Source organism: Caulobacter sp. Root1472, assembly GCF_001426985.1.
Taxonomy (GTDB): domain Bacteria; phylum Pseudomonadota; class Alphaproteobacteria; order Caulobacterales; family Caulobacteraceae; genus Caulobacter; species Caulobacter rhizosphaerae.
The window spans coordinates 27975-47507 of record NZ_LMFX01000006.1; the positions used below are offsets into that span (position 1 = coordinate 27975).

At 69.2% G+C, this 19533-nt stretch carries 20 protein-coding genes; all 20 read left to right on the forward strand.

Going from position 1 to position 19533, the window contains the following annotated elements; translation table 11 throughout:
* The first annotated feature begins 54 nt into the window (after positions 1-54).
* The 20 genes from ASD47_RS05925 to ASD47_RS06015 all read left to right on the forward strand — a co-directional run bounded on the left by ASD47_RS05925 (position 55) and on the right by ASD47_RS06015 (position 19532).
* The gene (locus ASD47_RS05925) at positions 55-783 is read left to right on the forward strand and encodes a hypothetical protein (RefSeq protein WP_056752980.1); all 729 of its coding nucleotides are present in this window, start codon (positions 55-57) and stop codon (positions 781-783) included.
* A gap of 228 nt (positions 784-1011) precedes the next feature.
* On the forward strand, positions 1012-1653 hold the full coding sequence (locus ASD47_RS05930; protein ID WP_156402127.1) for a hypothetical protein: 642 nt from the start codon (positions 1012-1014) through the stop codon (positions 1651-1653).
* Positions 1653-3806 (forward strand): phage terminase large subunit family protein, encoded by a 2154-nt coding sequence (locus tag ASD47_RS05935; protein ID WP_056752985.1) that lies wholly within the window; start codon positions 1653-1655, stop codon positions 3804-3806. Before ASD47_RS05930 ends, ASD47_RS05935 begins: the two co-directional genes overlap by 1 nt.
* On the forward strand, positions 3806-4030 hold the full coding sequence (locus tag ASD47_RS05940; protein WP_056752987.1) for a phage head-tail joining protein: 225 nt from the start codon (positions 3806-3808) through the stop codon (positions 4028-4030). The genes ASD47_RS05935 and ASD47_RS05940 overlap by 1 nt, the downstream gene beginning before the upstream one ends.
* Before the next feature lie 3 nt (positions 4031-4033).
* Entirely contained in the window at positions 4034-5536 is a 1503-nt protein-coding gene (locus ASD47_RS05945) for a phage portal protein (RefSeq protein ID WP_056752990.1), read from the forward strand.
* A gap of 9 nt (positions 5537-5545) precedes the next feature.
* Positions 5546-7582, forward strand: coding sequence for a prohead protease/major capsid protein fusion protein (locus ASD47_RS05950; protein WP_082564486.1), 2037 nt, complete (start codon positions 5546-5548; stop codon positions 7580-7582).
* A gap of 164 nt (positions 7583-7746) precedes the next feature.
* The gene (locus ASD47_RS05955) at positions 7747-8088 is read left to right on the forward strand and encodes a DUF2190 family protein (protein WP_056752993.1); all 342 of its coding nucleotides are present in this window, start codon (positions 7747-7749) and stop codon (positions 8086-8088) included.
* Between the two features lie 39 nt (positions 8089-8127).
* A complete protein-coding gene (locus tag ASD47_RS05960; protein ID WP_056752995.1) occupies positions 8128-8583 on the forward strand; it encodes a hypothetical protein in 456 nt (151 codons plus the stop codon).
* A 6-nt stretch (positions 8584-8589) separates the two neighbouring features.
* Positions 8590-8910 carry a hypothetical protein gene (locus tag ASD47_RS05965; protein WP_056752998.1) on the forward strand — a complete coding sequence of 107 codons (321 nt, stop codon included), beginning with the start codon at positions 8590-8592 and terminating at the stop codon, positions 8908-8910.
* On the forward strand, positions 8910-9542 hold the full coding sequence (locus ASD47_RS05970) for a DUF6441 family protein (protein ID WP_056753001.1): 633 nt from the start codon (positions 8910-8912) through the stop codon (positions 9540-9542). The genes ASD47_RS05965 and ASD47_RS05970 overlap by 1 nt, the downstream gene beginning before the upstream one ends.
* A 2-nt stretch (positions 9543-9544) precedes the next feature.
* The gene (locus ASD47_RS05975) at positions 9545-9964 is read left to right on the forward strand and encodes a hypothetical protein (RefSeq protein WP_056753003.1); all 420 of its coding nucleotides are present in this window, start codon (positions 9545-9547) and stop codon (positions 9962-9964) included.
* Positions 9965-10004: 40 nt separating this feature from the next.
* A complete protein-coding gene (locus ASD47_RS05980; RefSeq protein ID WP_056753006.1) occupies positions 10005-11291 on the forward strand; it encodes a phage tail tube protein in 1287 nt (428 codons plus the stop codon).
* Between the two features lie 51 nt (positions 11292-11342).
* Positions 11343-11819: a hypothetical protein gene (locus ASD47_RS05985; protein ID WP_056753008.1), complete on the forward strand. Its 477-nt coding sequence runs from the start codon at positions 11343-11345 to the stop codon at positions 11817-11819.
* Between the two features lie 38 nt (positions 11820-11857).
* Positions 11858-12031 (forward strand): hypothetical protein, encoded by a 174-nt coding sequence (locus ASD47_RS26500; RefSeq protein ID WP_156402128.1) that lies wholly within the window; start codon positions 11858-11860, stop codon positions 12029-12031.
* A complete protein-coding gene (locus ASD47_RS05990; protein WP_056753011.1) occupies positions 12028-14568 on the forward strand; it encodes a phage tail length tape measure family protein in 2541 nt (846 codons plus the stop codon). Before ASD47_RS26500 ends, ASD47_RS05990 begins: the two co-directional genes overlap by 4 nt.
* Positions 14569-14570: 2 nt before the next feature.
* The gene (locus tag ASD47_RS05995; RefSeq protein ID WP_056753016.1) at positions 14571-15242 is read left to right on the forward strand and encodes a hypothetical protein; all 672 of its coding nucleotides are present in this window, start codon (positions 14571-14573) and stop codon (positions 15240-15242) included.
* 10 nt (positions 15243-15252) lie between these two features.
* Entirely contained in the window at positions 15253-15897 is a 645-nt protein-coding gene (locus ASD47_RS06000; RefSeq protein ID WP_056753018.1) for a hypothetical protein, read from the forward strand.
* A complete protein-coding gene (locus tag ASD47_RS26980; protein WP_056753021.1) occupies positions 15887-16294 on the forward strand; it encodes a hypothetical protein in 408 nt (135 codons plus the stop codon). Before ASD47_RS06000 ends, ASD47_RS26980 begins: the two co-directional genes overlap by 11 nt.
* Positions 16294-19119, forward strand: a complete 2826-nt coding sequence (locus tag ASD47_RS06010) for a hypothetical protein (RefSeq protein WP_056753022.1) — start codon at positions 16294-16296, stop codon at positions 19117-19119. Before ASD47_RS26980 ends, ASD47_RS06010 begins: the two co-directional genes overlap by 1 nt.
* Positions 19116-19532 carry a hypothetical protein gene (locus ASD47_RS06015; RefSeq protein WP_056753025.1) on the forward strand — a complete coding sequence of 139 codons (417 nt, stop codon included), beginning with the start codon at positions 19116-19118 and terminating at the stop codon, positions 19530-19532. Before ASD47_RS06010 ends, ASD47_RS06015 begins: the two co-directional genes overlap by 4 nt.
* Position 19533: the final 1 nt, after the last annotated feature.

A 19533-nucleotide genomic window follows, 5' to 3' on the forward strand; every position in this document is an offset into this window, starting at 1 on the left:
TCTAATTTATCTAAGAAAATCAAAAGAAAGAAGTGGGACGCCGGGTGTGACACGGTGGGACGCGACGTCACGCCGTTCGTCGAGCGGGCTCCGGACGAAGGCGCGGCCGTCTATCTGCTGCGCAACGCCATGCAGTTTGGCCTGACAGAGGACCAGCGCTCGCGGCTAAGCCGTGCCTACCGCCTCAACCAGCAGCTATATGTCGGCAAGGCTGCCCGGGCCGAGGCCCAGCGCGAGAGCTATCAGCTGATCAAGGGCGTGCAGCAGGAGCTCGGCTCGGCCGTCGTCGCCGCCGTCGACCAGGCCATGCGCCGGGGCGAGAAGGTCGAGAGCTACAACGACGCCGGGGCCAAGCGGATCAAGAGCCGTGATGGCCTGCGGTCCCTGGTTGAGAGCGGCGCTCTCACCGAGACCGACGAGCGGGTGGGCCTGGCCTATCGCCTGCTGTTCGAACAGGCGGGGAAGGGCGCGGGCCTGGGCTCCCAGCTGGAGGACCGCCCTCGGTCGATCCGCGACAGCAGCCATGGCGCCGTGGCCGCCGGCCTCTTCCGCGCCTACGCCGGTGTGCGCCTGACCGGCGTCGAGACCGCCGTCGCCGCGGCTGATCGCACGGGCCGCGCCCTGTCGGTGCTCCGGGTCGTAGCCGGCGAAGGTCAGCCCATCCGCTCCCTGGGCAGCGGCGGCAACGTCAAGCGGTCCAACCTGCAGGCCCTGCAGCTCGCCCTTCGGATCGCCCTGGCTGCGCTTCACGGCAATGGGGGCTTGCGAATCGGGGCCCGTTAATTCATGAAAAGAACCAAGCGTTGAACTGCGCACCGAAGCCCGCCCGACCCTGTCGAGGCGGGCTTTCTGTTGGCCGCGACCACGCGCAACCCCTTACGCCACAAGGGTTTGCGAGCCTCGACCCCATCGGCTCGGGTCCTTCCCCGCCACCCCCGCCCCTATGCGGTGCGGCTGAGCGCGACGTTCCGTTAGTTACGGGCTGAAATTCATTATGAAGGCCGTGAATTCATGCCCTCCTTGATGACCAAGGGCGAGTTCGCCGCCCACATGAACGTCGGGCCGTCGGCGGTTTCGAACTGGAACAAGAAGGGCCTGATCCTCCTGGCCCCGGATCCAGAACGTCCGGGCAAGCAATTGGTCGACGCCGAGCGCTCGGCACTGCTGATCCGGGCGTCGGTCGACACGACACGCGGCCGACCCCGCAAGGCCGACCAGGCGGCCGCCGAACAATCGCCCTCGTCTTCGGGGGAAGGGGGCGGAGCTTCACCGGAGCGCCCTCCCCAGCGGCTCAACGCCCTGGAACAGATCCGGCTCGACGAGGCCCGCGAACGGATCACCCGGCGGCAGATCGAAAACGGCCAGCTGCTCGGCCAACTGGTCTCCCTGCCGGAATACGAGCGACGGGCCGGCGAGATGGGGCGTGTCGTGCGGGAGCGCACGCACGGCGTCGTTCGCAAGCTGGCGGAGCGGATCGCCGCCGAGACGGATCCGCGGACGATCATCGCCCTGCTGGGCGGCGAGCTCGACAGCATGTTCGACAAGGTCGCCGGCGAACTGGAAGCCGAGGCCCAGGTCGAGCGGGCCGTCGACGTCGTGCTCGCGGCGGTCGTTCCGGACGAGGAGGAGGCTGATCTAGAACTGGAGGGCTGATGAACGCGCCGTTTCAGACGCCCTCGCCCCATGCGGCGAAAATCCTGGATGCGAACGCCGCTCGCATCGACACCGCCTTCGCCCGGGGGCTGCGTCCGCCGCCGCGCATCGGCGTCGACGAGTGGGCGGTCTTCCGCCACTTCGGCGACGACGCCCCGCACCCTGGGCCCTACGATCCGAAGCGCGCCCCGTACCTGAAGGAGCCGCAACGGGACTGCTCGCCGCATCTGCCCGCGCCCGAAGTGATCATCATCAAATGCGGCCAGTCGGGCGGCTCGGTGACCGGCGAGAACATGATCGGCTGCATCGCCGACGTCGCGCCCGGCCCGATGATGTACGTCGGTCCCACGATCTCGGCGGCCAAGGATTGGCTGGCGGAGAAGTTCTGGCCGATGGTCGAGGCGACGCCCCGGCTGAACCCGGCCAAGGGCGGAGCGATCATGCCCAAGCGGTCCCGCGACGGGAACGGCACCACGGCCAACCGGGTGCGGTTTCGCAAGGGCGGTTGGATGCTGATCGCCGGGGCCAACTCGGCCGCGACGCTGCGCCAGCACTCGATCCGCTACGTGATCGAGGACGATCTCGACCAGTTCCCCGACGACCTGGACAACCAGGGTTCGCCGGAGATCATGGTCACCACGCGCCTGACGGTCTTCACTCGCCAGGGCATGGCCAAGCGGCTGAAGATCAGTACGCCGACAAACAAGGGCGCCTCGAAGATCGGGCGCGCTTACGCCGGCAGCGATCGGCGGCGGTACTACCTGAAGTGCCGCCATTGTGGCTCCCGCTTCGACCCGGTCTTCACGGATCTGAAGTGGCCTGACGGCCGCCCCGACCTGGCGGAGCTGATCGCGCCCTGTTGCGGCGTGCCGATCGCGCACTGGGAAAAGGAAACCATGTCCCTTGAGGACGGCTGGTGCGCGACCGTTGAGCTCGAGGACGGCCGTCCGCCCCGGTGGATGGACGAAGAGGAATTCCAGCGCTGGCGGGCGCGCGACGTGGGATCGCTGAACCCCGGCTATCATATCACCGGGATCATCTCGGCGTTTATCAGCTGGGCGGACCTCTGCACGCTGTTCGTGGCGGCCCTGGGCGACGTCGACAAGCTGCGGGGCTGGACCAACCTGCAGCTGGGCGAGGAATTCGTCCTCAAGGGCGACGCGCCGCCGGCGGAGAAGCTGGAAGTGCTGCGCGAGCAGGACTGGGGCAAGGGTCAACTGCCCTGGGGCCCCTGCGTCTTCACGCTCGGCGTCGACGTCCAGGGCGACGGGATCTACTACGAAGGCCTGGGCTGGGCCGCCGGTCTGGAGAATTGGGAGCTCGATCACGGGTTCCTGCCCGGTGCGACGGACGTCGCCGGCCAGGGGGCTTGGGCCCGCCTCGAGGAGGTGGCGACCCGCAAGTTCACTCTGCCCGGCGGCCGCCAGTACGGTTACGACCAGATCTGCGTCGACGCGGGCTACAACACCGAAGCCGCCAAGGCCTTCTGCCGTCGCTCGCCCAAGCGGCTGCCGGTCTTCGGTCGGCCAGGCTGGACGCTGCCGATCCTGGGCCGCGGCCAGGCGATCGCGTTCGAGGTCGGAAAGAACAACCGCCGCAAGCGGCGCAAGCTCGCGGGCGACGACGCCTACCTGGTCGGAACGTTCGGCGCGAAGTTCAGCTTCTACGGTCATCTGCGGACGTCGATCGCCGCGGCCGAGGAAGCCGCCAAGGGTGGCCGCCCGGAGCCGGTGCGCGGGCGCATCCACTTCGGGCGGGACGCCGGCGCCGACTACTTCGACATGCTGACCTCGGAAAGTGTGGTCACCGAAACCAAGAACGGCCAGGCGCGTCGGGTGTGGCGTGTCGAAAGCGGCCGCGAAAACCACTGGCTCGACTGTCGCGTCTACAACCGCGCCGCCGCCGAGGCGATGGCGCTGGACAGCCGTAGCGACGCCGAATGGCTGGCCCTGCAGGCCGACCGCTACGCCAGCCTAGACCCTCTGCAGGGCGACCTGATCGCCCTGGCCAATCGCCCCGTTCCGGACGCCGTTACGCCCTTGGCGGCGTCCGAACCGGCCGCCGCCTCGTCCCCCCGGGCGGCGGCCGACCCTGCCCCCGCCGAGCCGGCCGCCGCCGACTCGTGGATCGACACTTCGGACTGGAGCCTCTGATGCCCGCACCCGACTACGCCACCGAGATCACGGCGCTGCGCGGCGCGCTGGCGACTGGCGAGCTGACGATCGAGAGCAATGGCGAACGGGTGACCTACCAGTCGTTCGCCGACATCCGGAACCGCCTCACCTACTTCGAAGGGCTTCGGGACGCCGCCTCGGGCGTGGCCGGCCGCCCCGCGTCATCGTTCGGCTTCTCCGCCGTCGCCTTCGATCGGGAATAGGCCATGCAACTCGGCCAGCTGATCGACCGGGTCATCGAACCCTTCGCGCCGAACCTGGTGCGCCGCCGCGAGGCCGAGCGCGCCGCCCTACAGCTGCAGCGGCAGTATGACGCCGCCGGGCACGGTCGCCGCACGCAGAACTGGAAACGGACGAACGGCAGCGCCGATCGTGAGATCAAGCAGGGCCTCAAGGGCACGCGGAACGGCGTCCGTGAGCTCGTCCGCAACACGAAGTATGCGGCGAACGCCCTCGAACACATGGTCGCGGCCACGATCGGCGACGGTATCGCCGTGCGGCTCGTCCATCCTGTCGAGGCCGTTCAGAAAAAGGCCCAGGAGAAATGGGACGAGTGGGCCGAGAGCCCTGTCGATGGCTGGCAGGACTTCTACGGCGCCCAGGAACTGGTGTTCAGCGGCATGGCCGAGGGCGGCGACATGCTGGTCGCCTGGGAGCCGGACGATACGGGCCCTGACGGGTTCATCCGGATCCTCGAGGGAGACTACCTCGACGAGGGCAAGAACGAGGACCTGTCTAACGGCGACCGCATCGTCCAGGGCGTCCAGTACAACGCCCGCAACCATCGGGTCGGCTACTGGCTGTTCCCCTATCATCCCGGCGACGCCGGCGGCATGTGGGGCCGGTCGGTCTTCCATTCGGTGGAAGACGTCGACCATGTCTTCCGACAGCGGCGGGCGAGCCAATCACGCGGGATCTCGTGGTTTGCGCCTTACGCCATGGACTTCCGCGACATCGCCGACACCGAGCAGGCGCGGATGCTCAAGGAAAAAATCGCGGCCTGCCTGGCGTTGGTTCTGTCCCCACCGGACACGGGGACCCCGACGGGTCCATTTGAAGAGGGAGCGGCTGCGTCGGCTTCAGCGGCCGGCGACAAGCTGCCCGACACGGTCAGGCCTGGAATGATCCTTCGGGCGCGGGCTGGCGAGACTGCGACGGCGGTCAACCCGCCCGCGGGCGGCGATACGACCGGGTTCATCAAGCAGCAGGTCGCGGCCGCGACGGCGGCGCTTTCGCCCTATCACCTGGTTACCGGTGACGTCACCGACAGCAGCTATACGAGCCTCCGCGCCGCGCGTCTGGGCGAGCTGCAGCTGCTCGACGTGCGCCAACAGAACGTAATCATCCCGCTGATGGTCGCCAAGGCCGTCAAGCGCCGGATGCGCCGGCTGGCCCTGGAGATCGGCGACAGAAGGTTCCTTGAGGTCAAGGCCAAGTACGCGCCGCCGATCCGGCGCGTGACCGATCCGATCAAGGACACCGCTGGAGAGAAGGCTGAGATCCGGGCCGGTTTGAAGTCCGTGCCCAAGGCGCTTTCCGAGCGCGGGATCGACCCCGTTGAGCACGCCGCCGAGATCAAGGCCTGGCAGGACACGACCGACAAGGCCGGCCTGGTCTTCGACACCGATGCTCGTCGCGTCGACGGCTCAGGCGGCCTGCAGCCGCCGGCTGGATACATCGCGCCCAAGGGCGCCTCCGCGGAAGACTAGGAGAACGCTATGCCGCCGGAAGTTGCCCCCACGATCACCGCCGACCCGGCGGCTCCTCCTCCCCGCGCCGTGACGCGCCGAGAAACGCGCTTGCCGACCCAGCGGCGAGCAGCCGCCCCGTCGAGTTACAACGCCGAAGCCCACACCGTCGACCTGATCGCCGCGACCGGAACCCGCGTCCTGCGCTGGGACTGGGATGGCCCTTACCTCGAAGAGCTCGACATGAGCGCCGAGGCGTTGGTCACCACGCGGATCGACGCCGATCAGGTTCCGCTCCTGGACAGCCATAACCGCTGGTCGATCTCCGATCAGCTCGGCGTCGTCATCGGCGCGCGGATTGAACGCGGCCAGCTGGTGACGCCGGTCCGCTTCGACCAGGAGACCCCGCGCGGCCGAGAAGCCGAAGCCCGCGTCGCCGCCGGCAACCTGCGCGGGGTGAGCATCGGCTATCGGCCGCTCAAGATGATCCGTTCCGGCGAGGAAGGCGGCGTGCCGATTTTCCTCGTCACCAGCTGGGAGCTCACCGAAGCCTCCCTCACGCCCGTTCCCGCCGATCCTGACGCAGGGATGCGTTCGGCGGACGACCTTCATCCCTGCATCATAGAAACGGAGATCCGCGCCATGCCGCCGGAAGTTGCCCCCACGATCACCGCCGACCCGGCGGCTCCTGCCCCCGCCGCCGAAACCCGAGCCGCGCCCGCCGCTCCGGCTTCGACTCCGGCCCCCGCTGCGCCGGCGGCTCCCGCCGCCGCGCCCGTCGATGCGAGCGCCGTTCGCATGAACGCCGGCGAGGTCCTGGACTTCGTCGACTTCGCCCGGAGCTTCGGCGTCGAGGGCGACCAGGTGCGGACCTGGGCCACGACCCTGTCGCCGGACGCGGCCCGCCAGGCGCTCATGCGCTCGGCGGCCGATCAGCAGCGGGCCCGCACGCCGCTGACGCCGGCGATGGGCGCGGCCCGCGTCACGGTCGACGAGCGCGACACCGCCCGCATGGCCATGGCGTCTGCCCTGTTGCACCGCCACAACCCGGCCAACGAGCTGCACGAGGCCGGGCGCGAGTATCGCGGCATGTCCCTGCTGGAGATGACCCGTCGGAACCTCGAGCGGAACGGCGAGAAGGTGTCCGGGCTGGGTCGCCGGGAGATCGCCGACCTGGCCCTGCGCCAGCACTCCACGTCCGATTTCCCGAACGTCCTGTCGAACGTCTCCAACCGCACCCTGCGCGCGGGCTACGAGGCCGTTCCCCAGACGTTCAAGGCGTGGCAGCGTCGGGCGACCGTCCCCGACTTCCGCCAGGTCACGCGCCTACAGCTGGGCGGCGCGCCGTCCTTCCTGCTGGTTCCCGAGGGCGGGGCGTTCAAGATGGGCACGATCGGCGAAGCCAAGGAAGTCTATGCCCTGGCCACCTACGGCCGGCGCTTCGCGATCACCCGCCAGACGATCATCAACGACGACGTCGACGCCTTCACCCGCATCCCCTCGATGTGGGGCCGAGCGGCCGCCGACTTCGAAAGCGACGCCGCCTATGCGCCGCTGATCGCCAACCCGAACATGGGCGATGGCGTGGCCCTGTTCCACGCCACCCACGGCAACCTGCGCACCGGCGCGGCGATCTCGGAAGACAGCTGGTCGGACGCCGAACAGGCGATGGCCGCTCAGGTGGGAATCGAGGGCCGCCCGATCTCGGCGACCCCGGCCTGGATGATCGTCGCGCCCAAGGACAAGGTCGCGGCCCTGAAGCTGCGCGGCTCGCCCGTTTCGCAGAAAGCGGGCGCCACGCCGGGCACGACCAACGTCTACGAGAACGCGTTCAACGTGGTCGTCGAGGCGCGCCTGTCGCGTTCGTCCGGCGCCGTGCCGTGGTTCTATGCGGCGGACAACTCGCAGGTCGACACCATCGAATACGCCTACCTCGAGGGCGACGACGGCGTGTTCCTCGACGAGCGTGTCGGCTTCGAAGTCGACGGGATCGAGTACAAGGCCCGGCTGGACTTCGCCGTGAAGGCGATCGACGCCAAGGGCCTGGGCATGAACGCGGGCCTCTAGGCCAGCCTCCAGACTTCCCCGCACCTTACGAAGGGCCGCTCCGAAAGGGCGGCCCTTCGTCTTTCGCGAAGATCTCCGGAGCCGCCGGCCGCCCTAGGGCGACGGCTCCCGACGTCTTCGCCGGAGACGCACCCCCGGCACCCTCCAGCAAAGGACCTGAAACCATGAAGACCCAGATTTCCGAGGGTGAAGTCGTCAACTTCACCGTTCCCAGCGGCGGCTGCACGTCCGGCGTCGGCCTCCTGATCGGCGCGCTGTTCCTTATCCCGGTGACCAGCAACATCGCTGGCGACGTAGCGGCCGGGAAGATCGCCGGCGAGTTCGACCACGCCAAGGAAGGCGCGGGCTCGGGCCAGGCCTGGGCGTTCGGCGACGACATCTACTTCGACGTCACGAACAAGCGCCTGACCAAGACGGCCTCGGGCAACACCAAGGTCGGCAAGGCCACCGCTGCGGCCGCCACGACCGACACGGTCGGCCGCATCGTCATCCGCCAGCCGGCCTAGGCCGCGGCTTCTTCCTAACCCCAAAGAGAGGAGAGCGTCATGCGCTCGTTTGTTTCCCATCTGGCGCTCGGCGCCTGCTTGGCCGTGTTGGCCGCCAACAGAGATCAGGGTCACGCCAAGCCGGCGGACAAGCCGTCCGACACCGCGCCGGCCGCCGATCCCGTCGTCAAGTCGGACCCGGCTCCGCATCCGCTGCCGGCCGACCAGGTTGCGCCCGCCCCGGCCCATGCCGAGCCGGACGGCGCCGCCGTCGGCCTGGCGGCTGGCGCGGATCCGAACGCGCCGACCAATCTGGATGACGCCGAGCATCCGAAGAAAGGTCGCGTCGCCGTCGTCTGGGCCCAGCCGGGCCATGAGATGGTCGCGATCGGCGCGCTGCTGAGCGTTCCCGAGGACGAAGCCGAGGCGCTTCGCGCTGCCGGCCGCGCCCGGTTCGCCTCGGAAGCCGAGGTCGAGGCGGGCGGCGACTCGATCGTCGAGCTGTCGGGTATCTGATCGCGCATGAGCCCGGTCGCTGACCGCAGAGCCCGGCTCCTGGCCGCCGTCTACGCCAGTTATGGCGAGGACGCGGCTTGGACGCCGGGCGATGGCTCCGATCCTGTGCGCATCAAGCGCGAGGAGGCCGAGCAGGACCTGCAGCTCGGACGCAGCCGCGTGCAGGTCGACACGATCGTCCTGCGCGTCCGGAGATCCGAGGTCAGCGCGCCCAGCAAGGGCGACCAGGTCGTGACGGTCGAAACGGCGGAGGCCTTCAGCCTTATCGCCAAGCCCAAGCTGGAGCGCTTCGGCCTGGAGTGGATCTGCGAAGCGGTTCGCCTCTGATGCGCGTCAGCGCTGAGGTCGACTTCGCGCCAGCGACGACCGAGCTCGAGGATGACCTGGCCGACATCGCCACGGCCGCCATGGTCGAGGGCACGGCGCTTCTCAAGAACGACCTGCGCGAGGATGTCGTCGCCGCCGGCCTGGGTCGGCGCCTGGCCCTGACCTGGCGCTCGAAAGTCTATCCCGAAGGCGGCCGCAACAGCCTGGATCCGGCCGGCTGGGTCTGGACCAAGTCGCCGAAGCTGATCGAGGTCTACGAGAACGGCGCGATGATCCGCCCGACCGGCGGCCGCCGCTATCTGGCGCTGCCGTCCAAGAACGTGCCGCTCAAGGGTCGCGGCAAGCGCATGACGCCGCTCGACGTCGAGCTCGCCTTCAACCAGGACCTGATCATCCGCCGGGGTCACAAGCCGGGGACCTGGACCGCCTGGATCAACGCCGTGGCGGGCCGGAGCGGCAAGGGTTTCAAGGCCGCCACCAAGGGCCGGCTGCGCGGCGGCCGCCAGTCGCAGCTGGTGTTCATGTTCACCCTCACGCCCTGGGTGCAGGTCCGCAAGCGCCTGACCGGGGCCCAGATCGCCGAGCGCGCGGCCGACCGCATGCCGGGCCTTCTGACAAAGCACTGGAGATAACGATGGCCAGCACCCGCGCCCAGGTCCTGGCCGCCGTCGAGCTGCTGGTGGAAACCGCGCTTCCCAATGCGGACATGCGCCGCAACGCGCCCAAGGCGGACGGGCTGACCGCCGGCGGCGTGGTCAACATGCGCGACGGCGACCCGGGAGAACCGGACGTGCTGATGTCGCCGTTGAGCAAGACCTACAACCATCGGATCTCGCTGGAACTGGCCCCGCCGGCGGGCGCCGACGCGGTGACCTGGTTGGACGCCGCCAACACCGCCTTGCGCGCCGCTGTCCGCGCCAACCGCCAGCTGGGCGGCCTGGCCGAGTGGCTCGAGGCCGAAGAGCCGGTCACGGACGACGCCGAAACCCTCGGCGCGCCGGAGGTGATCTGGGCCGAGATCGGCCTGATCGCCGTCTACACCACCCTCGACTGACACCCCTGGGCCGCGGCCCGATTTTCCTAGGAGACGTCCCATGCGCGCTCGTGGCGCGAACGCCCAAGTGGCGATCGCCTTTCCCTCGTTCTACGGCGGTGTGCCCGGCTCGGGTTTCACCAAGATCCCGTTCTCTCAGATCGCGCTGGGCGAGACCCAGGGCCTGGTCGAGAGCGACGTCCTGGGCTACGGCCGCAACCCGCTCGAGCCGGATCTGGACGTCATCGTCAACGATGGCTCGATCACCGTGCCCGTCGATCAGCGTCTGTTCGGCCTGCACCTGAAGCTGCTACTGGGCGCGCCTCAGACGACCCAGGGCGTCGCCGCCACCGGCAAACTGACCTTCGCCCTGCAGCCGACCGTCAACAGCACGATCACGATCGGCGGCCAGGCGTTCACCTTCAAGGCCAGCGCCCCCGGCGCCAATGACATCCTGATCGGGGCCACGGTCGCCGAGACGGTCCGAAACACCGTCTGGGCCCTCAATCGCAGCGCCGTGGCCGGCGTGGCGGTTGCGTCCTATTCGACCGACCTGGACGCCGCCGCCGTGACCGTGACCTACGACGCGGTCGGGACGGGTGGGAACGCCATGACGATCGCGGCCGGGAGCTCGCCGGCGTCCAACGTCACGGTCTCGGGCGCGACCCTGGCTGGCGGTTCGGCCGCCGGGCCCTACAACCACGTCTTCAAGGCCGGCGCGCTGATCCTGCCTGACGCGGCGATCGAGATCGGCATGCCCGACGTGCCGACCTTCGCGATGAACTACGGGGCGATGTACAACACCCTGGCCGTCCCCATGCAGCGGTCGGGCAACTTGAACGCCACGTTCAACATCATCGCCCAGGGGGAAAAGCCGCGCACCACGACCAGCGCCGCCGGCACGCTGGCCGAACTGGTCCTGACCCGGTTCTCGCAATTCACCGGCTTCATCGAGCGCGAGGGCGTGCCGCTAGGCAACATCGTCAGCGGCGCGATGAACGTCAGCAACGGCCTGGACAAGGCCGAGGTGATCCGCGCCGACGGCCGGATCGACGGCGTCGATCCCGGCATGGTCGCCGTGACGCCGGAGATCGTCAGCCGGTTCGCCGACATGTCGCTGCTCGACCTGGCCACCGGCCGCACGCCCGTCGACATCGCCTTCGGCTGGCGGGCCGGACCCGACGCCCGGCTGACCTTCCGCGTCCCCCAGCTGCGCCTGCCCAAGCCGCAACTGCCCGTGACCGGGCCTGGCGGCGTCCAGGGGACGTTCCCTGGCCAGGCGCACCGCAACGCCGCCGGCGACGTCCTGATCGTCACGCTGGTCAACGACGTCGCCAGCTACGCCTAAGCCCCAGGGATGCGAGCGGCGCTCGCATCCCGCCTCTCCGCGAGATCTTGCATGTATGTCGTTGACGACGCCCCGCGGGACCTGATCCCGATCGAGCTGCCGCATGGCGGCAAACTGTTCTTTCGCCCCTGGGCCAGCGGCGCGGCCGTCGCCGGCCAACTGGCCCTGCAACGGGCCCTCGTGGCCGGGGCCGAGGATCCCGACGCCAACGTCGCGTTCACGGCTGGCGTCGCCAGCTGGGCGGCCGTCCGTTGGGAAGGTGTCGGTGACGCCAAGGGCGTCGCCCTGCCGCTGTCCAAGGCTCTGGTCGAGCTCATGGTCACCCAGGACTCCCAGGTGTTCCGGCAAGTCGACCGTCTCTACGTCCTGCCCGGGCTAGCGCTGGATGCGGAAAAAAACGGATCCGCGCTCTCGCTCGCTGGCGCTGGGCCGGCGGGAGCGCCGACGACGAGCTCGGCGCGCCCTGGGGCGGCCGCGACTTCTGCGCCGCGTGCGAGACGCCCTGCGAAACCTGCCCGCAAACCCTGAACGCCTGTCGCACGCCCGCCGGCGAGGACGTCTGGTCCGTGTTCCTGGCCAGCGAGCGCCAGGTCCGCGTCGGCATGAACGGCGCCTATGCGCTGGACCTATCGGCCGTCCTCGCCGCCGCCACCGCCCGCCGAGCCGACACCGCCCTGGTGCTCGAGCTCTTCCCCGACCTTGAGCCCTACGTGCTCTATGCCTGGAGACCGCCCTCATGACGACGCGCCAGGTCGGTTACCGGCTGAAAACCGAAGGCAAGGAAGAGGTCAAGCGCGACCTGGGCGAAGTCGGCAAGGCCGGCAAGGCCTCGGGCGACGCGATCTCGGCCGGTTTTGACGGCGCCACGCGCTCGGTGCAGAACCTCGGCGGCTACACCGACGCCCAGATGGCGCGGTTCAAGAAAATGGCCCAGGCCGCTCGCGACTTTCAGACCGCCGAGGAACAGCAGGCGAAGTTCAACGCCGCCCTCGGCGTCCGCGCCGGTTCGCCGAACGCAGCCAAGGCTAGCGATTTCCTGTCGGCCGACGAGGTCGGCGGTAAAAAGATGTCCCGCCAGCAGCGGGCCGGCCTGATTAACCTGTCGCGGCAGGGCGCTGATGTCTTCACCAGCGCGATCGGCGGCCAGAGCCCCGGCATGATTGCCGGCCAGCAGCTCCCCCAGATCCTGGACGCCGTCGCGACCAGCGGCTTCAAGGCGTCGGCCAGCATGATCGCCGTCGGCGCGGCCGTCGTGGCCACGACTGGCGCGGTGATTGCCGCCGCCGCCGCCCAGGCCGCTTACGAGGCCTCGACACTCAAGCTGGAAGTTGCAGCGCGCGGCCTGGGCGCCGCCGCTGGTCTCAGCGCCGACCAGCTTATGGCCCAGGCCCAGGTTGGCGCCCAGGCGGGCGACATCTCGGTGAAGTCGGCGCGCGACATGGCGGCCGCCTATGCCAACACCGGCCGCATCGGCGGCGGGGTGATGAGCGATCTGATCGGCGTGACGCAGCGCTACGCCCTGGTGACCGGGCAGGACGCCGCCGGCGCGACCAAGGAACTGGGGGCGGCCTTCGCCGACCCTGTGAAGGGCGCGGGCGATCTCAACGCCAAACTGCATTTCCTCGACGCAAGCGAGCAGCGCCATATCGAGAACCTGGCGCGGTCAGGCCAGGAGGCCGAGGCCCAGGCGCTGCTGGTCGACAAGCTGCAGAACTCGCTTCTAAGCGCTTCGGACGCGACGACGGGCTGGGCGCACGCCTTCAAGGGGCTCAGCACCGCCGCATCCAACGCCTTCGACGAGGTCGGTCACTACATCGATCGGCTGGTCACCGGCGGTTCTGAGGCGGAGCAGACCACTCGCGCCCGGACAGGCCTCGCGATCGCCAACGCTCAGATCGCCCGCGGCGGCGCGGACGCAACGACGCTCGCTGCGAAGAAATTCTATGAAGGTCAGCTTGCCAACCTGTACAAGAACTACGTCGCCAGCATGGACCGGCTGCGCACCGGCGGGCTGAGCCAGCGGAGCACCGACCGCCAGGACCTGATCGACAAGTACAATCCTGAAGCCGCCAAACTGGCCGGCCTCGTGGCCGATCGTCAAAAGCTTCGCGCTCTCGGTGTCAACGATCCGGACAGCAAGGCCGCGCTGAAGGAGCTCGACGACCAGATCGAGGCGCTGTCGGCCGGTTACAAGACGGCCGCCCAGCAGGCCTCCGCTCTGAGCAAAGCCCAACGCGCTGCCGCTGCCGCCGCGCGCAGGGAGGCCCGTGACGACGCAAAAGAGGCGCGAGAGCAGGCCGAGATCGACCGCCAGAACCAGGACCTCAAGACCCAGGCCTTGCGCGGCCAACTGGAGGTCGCGAAGGCTTCGAATGACCCGTCGGCGATCGATTACGCCGAGCGTCAGCTTCGGATCCAGGAGCTGATCACCCAGGCCATGCGCGATCGCCTGCCTTGGGCGATCGCGCTGGGTCGCGCCGAGGCCCAGGTTGCGGCGGAGATGAAGGCCGAGTTCGAAGGCCTGAAGAAGGGCATGTCGGACGCGGCTCTCGCCAAGGATCAATTCCTTTCGTCGTCCCAGCGCATGAACCTGGCTGAGCCTGGCGAGGGCTTCATTCCGTTCAACGCCAAAAACGCGTTCCTCGAGGACTTCCGTGTCAGCACGGGCCAATCGTTCCACGACGGCCTGGTGGCCGGCTTCACTGGCGGCGACTTCCTGGCAACCTTCGCCGACCGACTGAAGTACACCGCCGCCAACGCCCTGGCCGACAGCATCACCAACAGCGCGTTCGGCAAGAAAGACAGTGGTGGCGGCGGGTTCTGGTCCAAGGTCGTGTCGCTCGGCACCTCGCTGCTGACCGGTGGCGGCGGGGGCGGCGGCAATGGCGACGCCCTGGCGGCGGCCGCCAGCATGCTGGCCGGCAACAACGCCAAGCTGGCGGCCGCCGGTTACGCCAAGGGGACCGAAAGCGCCCTGGAAGGCTACGCCTGGGTCGGCGAGGATGGTCCTGAGCTGCGGAAGCTCCGGGCCGGCGACCAGATAAAAACTCACGCCGCCTCAATGGCCATGGTCCAGGCCGCCAACGATCGCCCCGTCGCGGCCGGTGGCGTCACGGTCTCGGCGCATTTCGCCCCGGTCCTGACGGTCACGGGCGGCGACGCCGCGGAAGTGGCGGCGCTGCGCGCTGAACTGGCGGCTATGAAGGCCGGCTTCCACGAGAACGTCGTTGGCGCCGTGAACGACGGCATGTCCCGTCGCCAGATCCGGGTCGGCTGACCATGGCCCTGGTCTTTCCGCGCGCCATGCCCTCGGCCGGCGTCACGCAAGAATCGTTCGAGATCCAGCGCGTCGACTACCTGTCGCCGGAAGCCGGCGGCCGCCTGGGCTCGATCGCCGCCGGCTTCCCGCTCTGGGAGGCCGAGTGGAGCCTGCCGACCTCGGGCCAGCTGCGCGCGGACGAATGGCGCGCCTGGATCTCGGCTCAGCGGGGCCCCGGCCGCACCTTCTTCGCCGCCGAGCAGCACCGCCCGCTGCCGCTGTCCTGCCCGAACGGCTTCGCCGGCATGGTCCGCGCCGGCGGCGGCGCCTTCGACGGCGTGGCGACCAGTTGGTCGGTGAACGGCACCCGTGACGTCCTGACCCTGCAGGGCCAGCCCGTCGGCCTGGCGCTTGGCTGGGGCGACTATGTCGGGTTCAAGTGGACGACGACGGGCGCCCAGCGTCGCGCCCTCGTCCGCGTGGTCGAACCGGGGGTCGCCAACGGTTCGGGCGTGCTGCTGGTGAGCGTCGAGCCGCCGCTGCCGACCCTGGTCCCGACAGGGGCGGACGCCACGCTCGACCGTCCCGACTGCCTGATGAAGCTGATCCCCGGCGAAACCAAGCTGGGCGGCAAAACGCGCCAACAGGCGCTCAGCGGCTCGATCAAGGCCCTGCAGCAGCTTCTGGCCTGAGGTCCTCCAAATGTTCGTCTATCCCGAAGCCGCCCAGGCCGCCCTGGACGACGGCACGGCCTTGGCCGTGGGCGCCGTCAAGCTGGCCCTGACGACCGGCCCCTGGTGCGTCTGGGGCGGCCATGGACCGCTGATCCTGAGCGGCGACACCTATGTTGGCATTGGCGATCGCGGCCTGGTGTCGGTCGCCGGCGGCCAGCTGGGCGGAGCCGAGCAGGGCGCGACGCTGTCGCTGTCGGGCGTGGATCCCGACGCCCTGGCCCTGGTCGACACCCTGACCGTCCGCGGCGCTGCGGCCGTGCTGTGGGAACTGCTGTTCAACCAGACGGGCTCGACCTTGCTGTCGGCCCGGGTTGTCCAGCGTGGCCAGGTCGACCGCCTGACGGTCGAGGACCAGATCGGCGGCGCCTCGACCGTCACGGCCGCCATCGAGGGCGCCGTGCGAGGCCTGAGCCGGAGCTCGGGCCGGATGCGCACCGACGCCGATCAGCGCCTGGTGGTCGGCACGGACGGCGGCTTCAAGGCCGTGTCCTACGCCGGCGAGATCACCCTGAACTGGGGCGGCAAGCCGCCGCAACGGGCGGCCTCGGCCCTGCCCAACGCCCTGGTCTCGAACTTCTACCAGAACACGGGGCTCGCCGGTCATGTCGAGTGAGTTCGTGCGCGACTACGCCGCCCTGGTCGACCTGATTGAGGCGCGTATGCGAGCGCCGTTCGCATGGGGCAAGCGCGCCAACGACTGCATCAGCTTCTTCGGCGCGGCGATCCTGGCGCAAACGGGCGTCGACCGCCTGGCGGCCCTGCCGAATTGGACGTCTCAGCGCGGCGCCCTGCGCGTGCTCAAGGGCCTGGGCGGCCTGCAGGCCGCCGTGGACGGCGTCCTGACGTCCGTGCCTCTGGCGCAGGCCGCCCGCGGCGACGGCGGCCTGGTCGAGACCGCCACCGGCCAGGCTGTGATGGTCATCGAGGGGGCGACCCTGGTGGGCCCGGGCCCGACCGGTCTGGTCCGCTTGCCGCGCGCCGCCATGCTGCGCGCCTGGAGCGCCCTGTGATGGCCGGTCGCGCCCTGCGGCGTTGGCTGGCGGCGACCGCCAGCGCGTTGGCCTTGCTGACGGCGCCGGCGATCGCCCATGCCGACCCGATCAGCGCCGCCATCGTGACGGCGATAGGCCTGACCGGGGCCGCCGCCACGGTCGCGACCTTCGTGATCACCACGGCCCTGCAGCTGGCCAGCGCCTTTGCCCTATCCAAGCTGACGGGTCCCAAGCAGAAACAGCAGGAGCGCCAGGCCAGCGTCACCACGCTCAGCGTCGGGGAAAATCCGCGCGAAGCGGTGTTTGGCCGCGTCTGCAGCGGCGGGTCCTTGGTGACGGCCGCCAACTTCGGCGGCGAGTTCAACACCGACTGGGAGGTCCTGGAGATCGCCCTGGCCGATCACCCGATCGACGCTCTGGAAGGCTACTTCATCGGCTCGGACTACTATCCCTATTCCGCCAACGGCCTGCAGACGGGTTTCAGCGGCTGCCTGGATATCGAGTTCATCAACGGCTCGAACGACGTGCCCCCTCCGGCCCGGTTCGCCGGCGCGGCCGGCATGGCGTCCGAGGACCGCCTACGCGGCACCACCAAGGTCTGGGCCGCCTACAAGGCCAACGACAAGGTCTGGTCGCAGGGGCGGCCGTCGTTCAAGTGGGTGTTTCGGGGCAAGCGCTGCTACGACCCGCGCAAGGACGGCTCGCTGCCGGGTGGTGTTGGGAGCCATCGCTGGAACGATCCGTCGACCTGGGAATACGACGACAACGCCTATGTCTGCCGGTACAACTGGGTCCGTGGCGTCTACGCTCGCGACCAGGTCGACCAGCCCGAAATGCTCCTGGTCGGCCGTGGCCTGAGCGACATCGAGGCGCCGCCGGAGAACGTCTTCGCCCCAGCGAACGTCTGCGACGAGCTGGTCGCCCTGAAGGCCGGCGGAACCGAGCGCCGCTATAGGATCGCGGCGGTCATCCGCGCCGACGAGACCCACGACCAGACCGAACAGCGGTTCGCCGCGGCCATGGGCGGCGTCATCGTCCAGCGCGAGGGCGGGGTCGAGATCGAGCCCGGCCAGGCCAAGAGCACCGTCGTCGAGATCACCGACGCCGACCTGGTCGTCGGCGAGAAGGTGGTCTTCGATCGCTTCCTGCCGGCTCCTCAGCGGGTCAACAGCGTGGTCGGCCGCTATATCGAGCCGGCGCAGAACTGGAGCGACCACGCCGCGCCGATCCGCCGGTCGATCGCCGACATCCAAGACGATCGCGGCCCGGCCGAGACGCCGCTGTCCCTGGATTTCGTGACCTCGGGGACGCAGGGCCAGCGTTGCGCCGAGATGGAGCGCCGCCTGTCGCGCATGGAACGCCGCGCGACCATTCCGTTGCCGCCGCGATTCTCAGGCCTCGAGGAAGGCGACTGGATCGGCTGGACCTCGGATCGCTACCACCACGGCGGCCGCGTGGTCTACCGGGTCGAGGCTTGGTCGCGCGCGCCCAACTGGCGGCGCACCCTGGCCCTGCGCGAAGTGGCGTCGTCGGCCTATGGCTGGACGGCGGCCACGGACGAGATCGTACCCGGGACGCCGCCGCCGCCCGAGACGGCCAGGCCCGCGCCGTTGGCGCTCGCCGGCGTCGAGGTGTTCACGGTCAACCTGATGGGCGACGACGGCTCCAAGGTCCCGGCGATCCGGGCGGTGTGGTCGACGCCGGTGGATCCGGCCGTGCTGGGCGTGCGGGTCGAGGTGCGGGTCCTGGGCGAGGCCGACGCCGCCCCGACCTCGGCCACCACGCGCGAGACGATCGACGCCGGCTTCCTGGTCACGACCAACGGCGTAGCCGCCTCGGCGACGCTCGAGGCCCGGGTCATTCCCCTGGCCGATCCCTCGCGCGAAGTCGTCGGGTCTGACTGGACGACGGTCATCACCGGCAAGTCGACTGCCGGCGGCGCGACGACCGTTCCCTGGAGCGGGGTCGGCGACGACAATGGCCAGCGTCCGGAGGATGGGGCCGACGTTACCGGCAATCACACCTCGGCCGACACCGCCACGATCGCCGGTCGGCCGCGCGACGACGTCCTGGACGATGTCGATCAGACCAAGATCGCCACGGCCGAGGAGGTGCTGCGCGCTGTCGTCTTCCGGGGCGACACGGTCGAGCTGATCGAGCAGGTCCAGAACACCGCCAACGGCAACAACACCTTCATCACCGAGCTGAAGTCGATCGACGGCGAAGGCGTCGGCAAGGCCGTGCTGTCGATCAATGCCGATGGCCATGTCGGCGGACAGGTCATCATGAACGATGGCCGGATTGTCTCGATCTACTTCGTCGCCGACGAGTGGGGCGTGGTCGGGACTGACGGCGTCGAGCGCAAGGTCGTCTACGTCGACACGGTCGCTGGCAAGGTGAAGTTCGTCGCCGACGTGGCGATCGACGGCAATCTGACGATCACCGGCACGCTGACGACGCCGAAGCTGGCGGACAATACGGTCACCAACCGCATCCGCGGGGCGAAGTCGACCTACACCGCTGGCACGGGGGCCGACGTCGAGGAATTCACCTACGTCTTCACCCTACCGTATGCGGCGGATGTCGAGGTCGACGGCAACTGCAACTTCCTCGACGGCGGCGGCAACGGCCCGTCCTACCACTCTTCGGCGATCAAGCTGTTCATCAACGGGACCCAGGTGGCGGTGAACAACCAGCCGGGCGCTCTGGCCATGCAGCAGCTGAGCACCTTCGGCGGCGCCGCCTGCTCGGCTGGGTCCTGCACGGTCTCGATGACGGTCATGACCAAGCCCGACGACGGCTACGACCGGCAAAACTTCCGCGTCAGGTGGTTTCTCAAATGATCGTCGTGTTCTTCGCGCCGGCCTCGCCCGGCTCCAACAGCGGCCCGATCGTCGAATGCGTTGAGGCGACGGAAGAGCTCCTGCAGGGCTTGGGGCGGCCGTTCAAAGCGGTGTCCGAGTTCCGCGAAGATTGGAATTTCACCCACGAGATCGTAGATGACCAAGTCGTTCCGCGAGATCCCGAACTGTTGGCCGCTCTGCGACTAGCGCCGGCTCGCAAGCGCCTGAAGGTGCTTCGTGACGCCCTGCTGGCCGACAATTTCGACGCCATTCGCACGAACCCCGAACGATGGGATCCGCTCTCGGCCGAGCAGCAGCAAGCGCTTCTGGATTACCGCCAGGCCCTGCTCCGCTGGCCAGCCTCCGAGACCGATCCGCTGAACCCAACGCCGCCGACCCCGCCGGAGCTCTGAC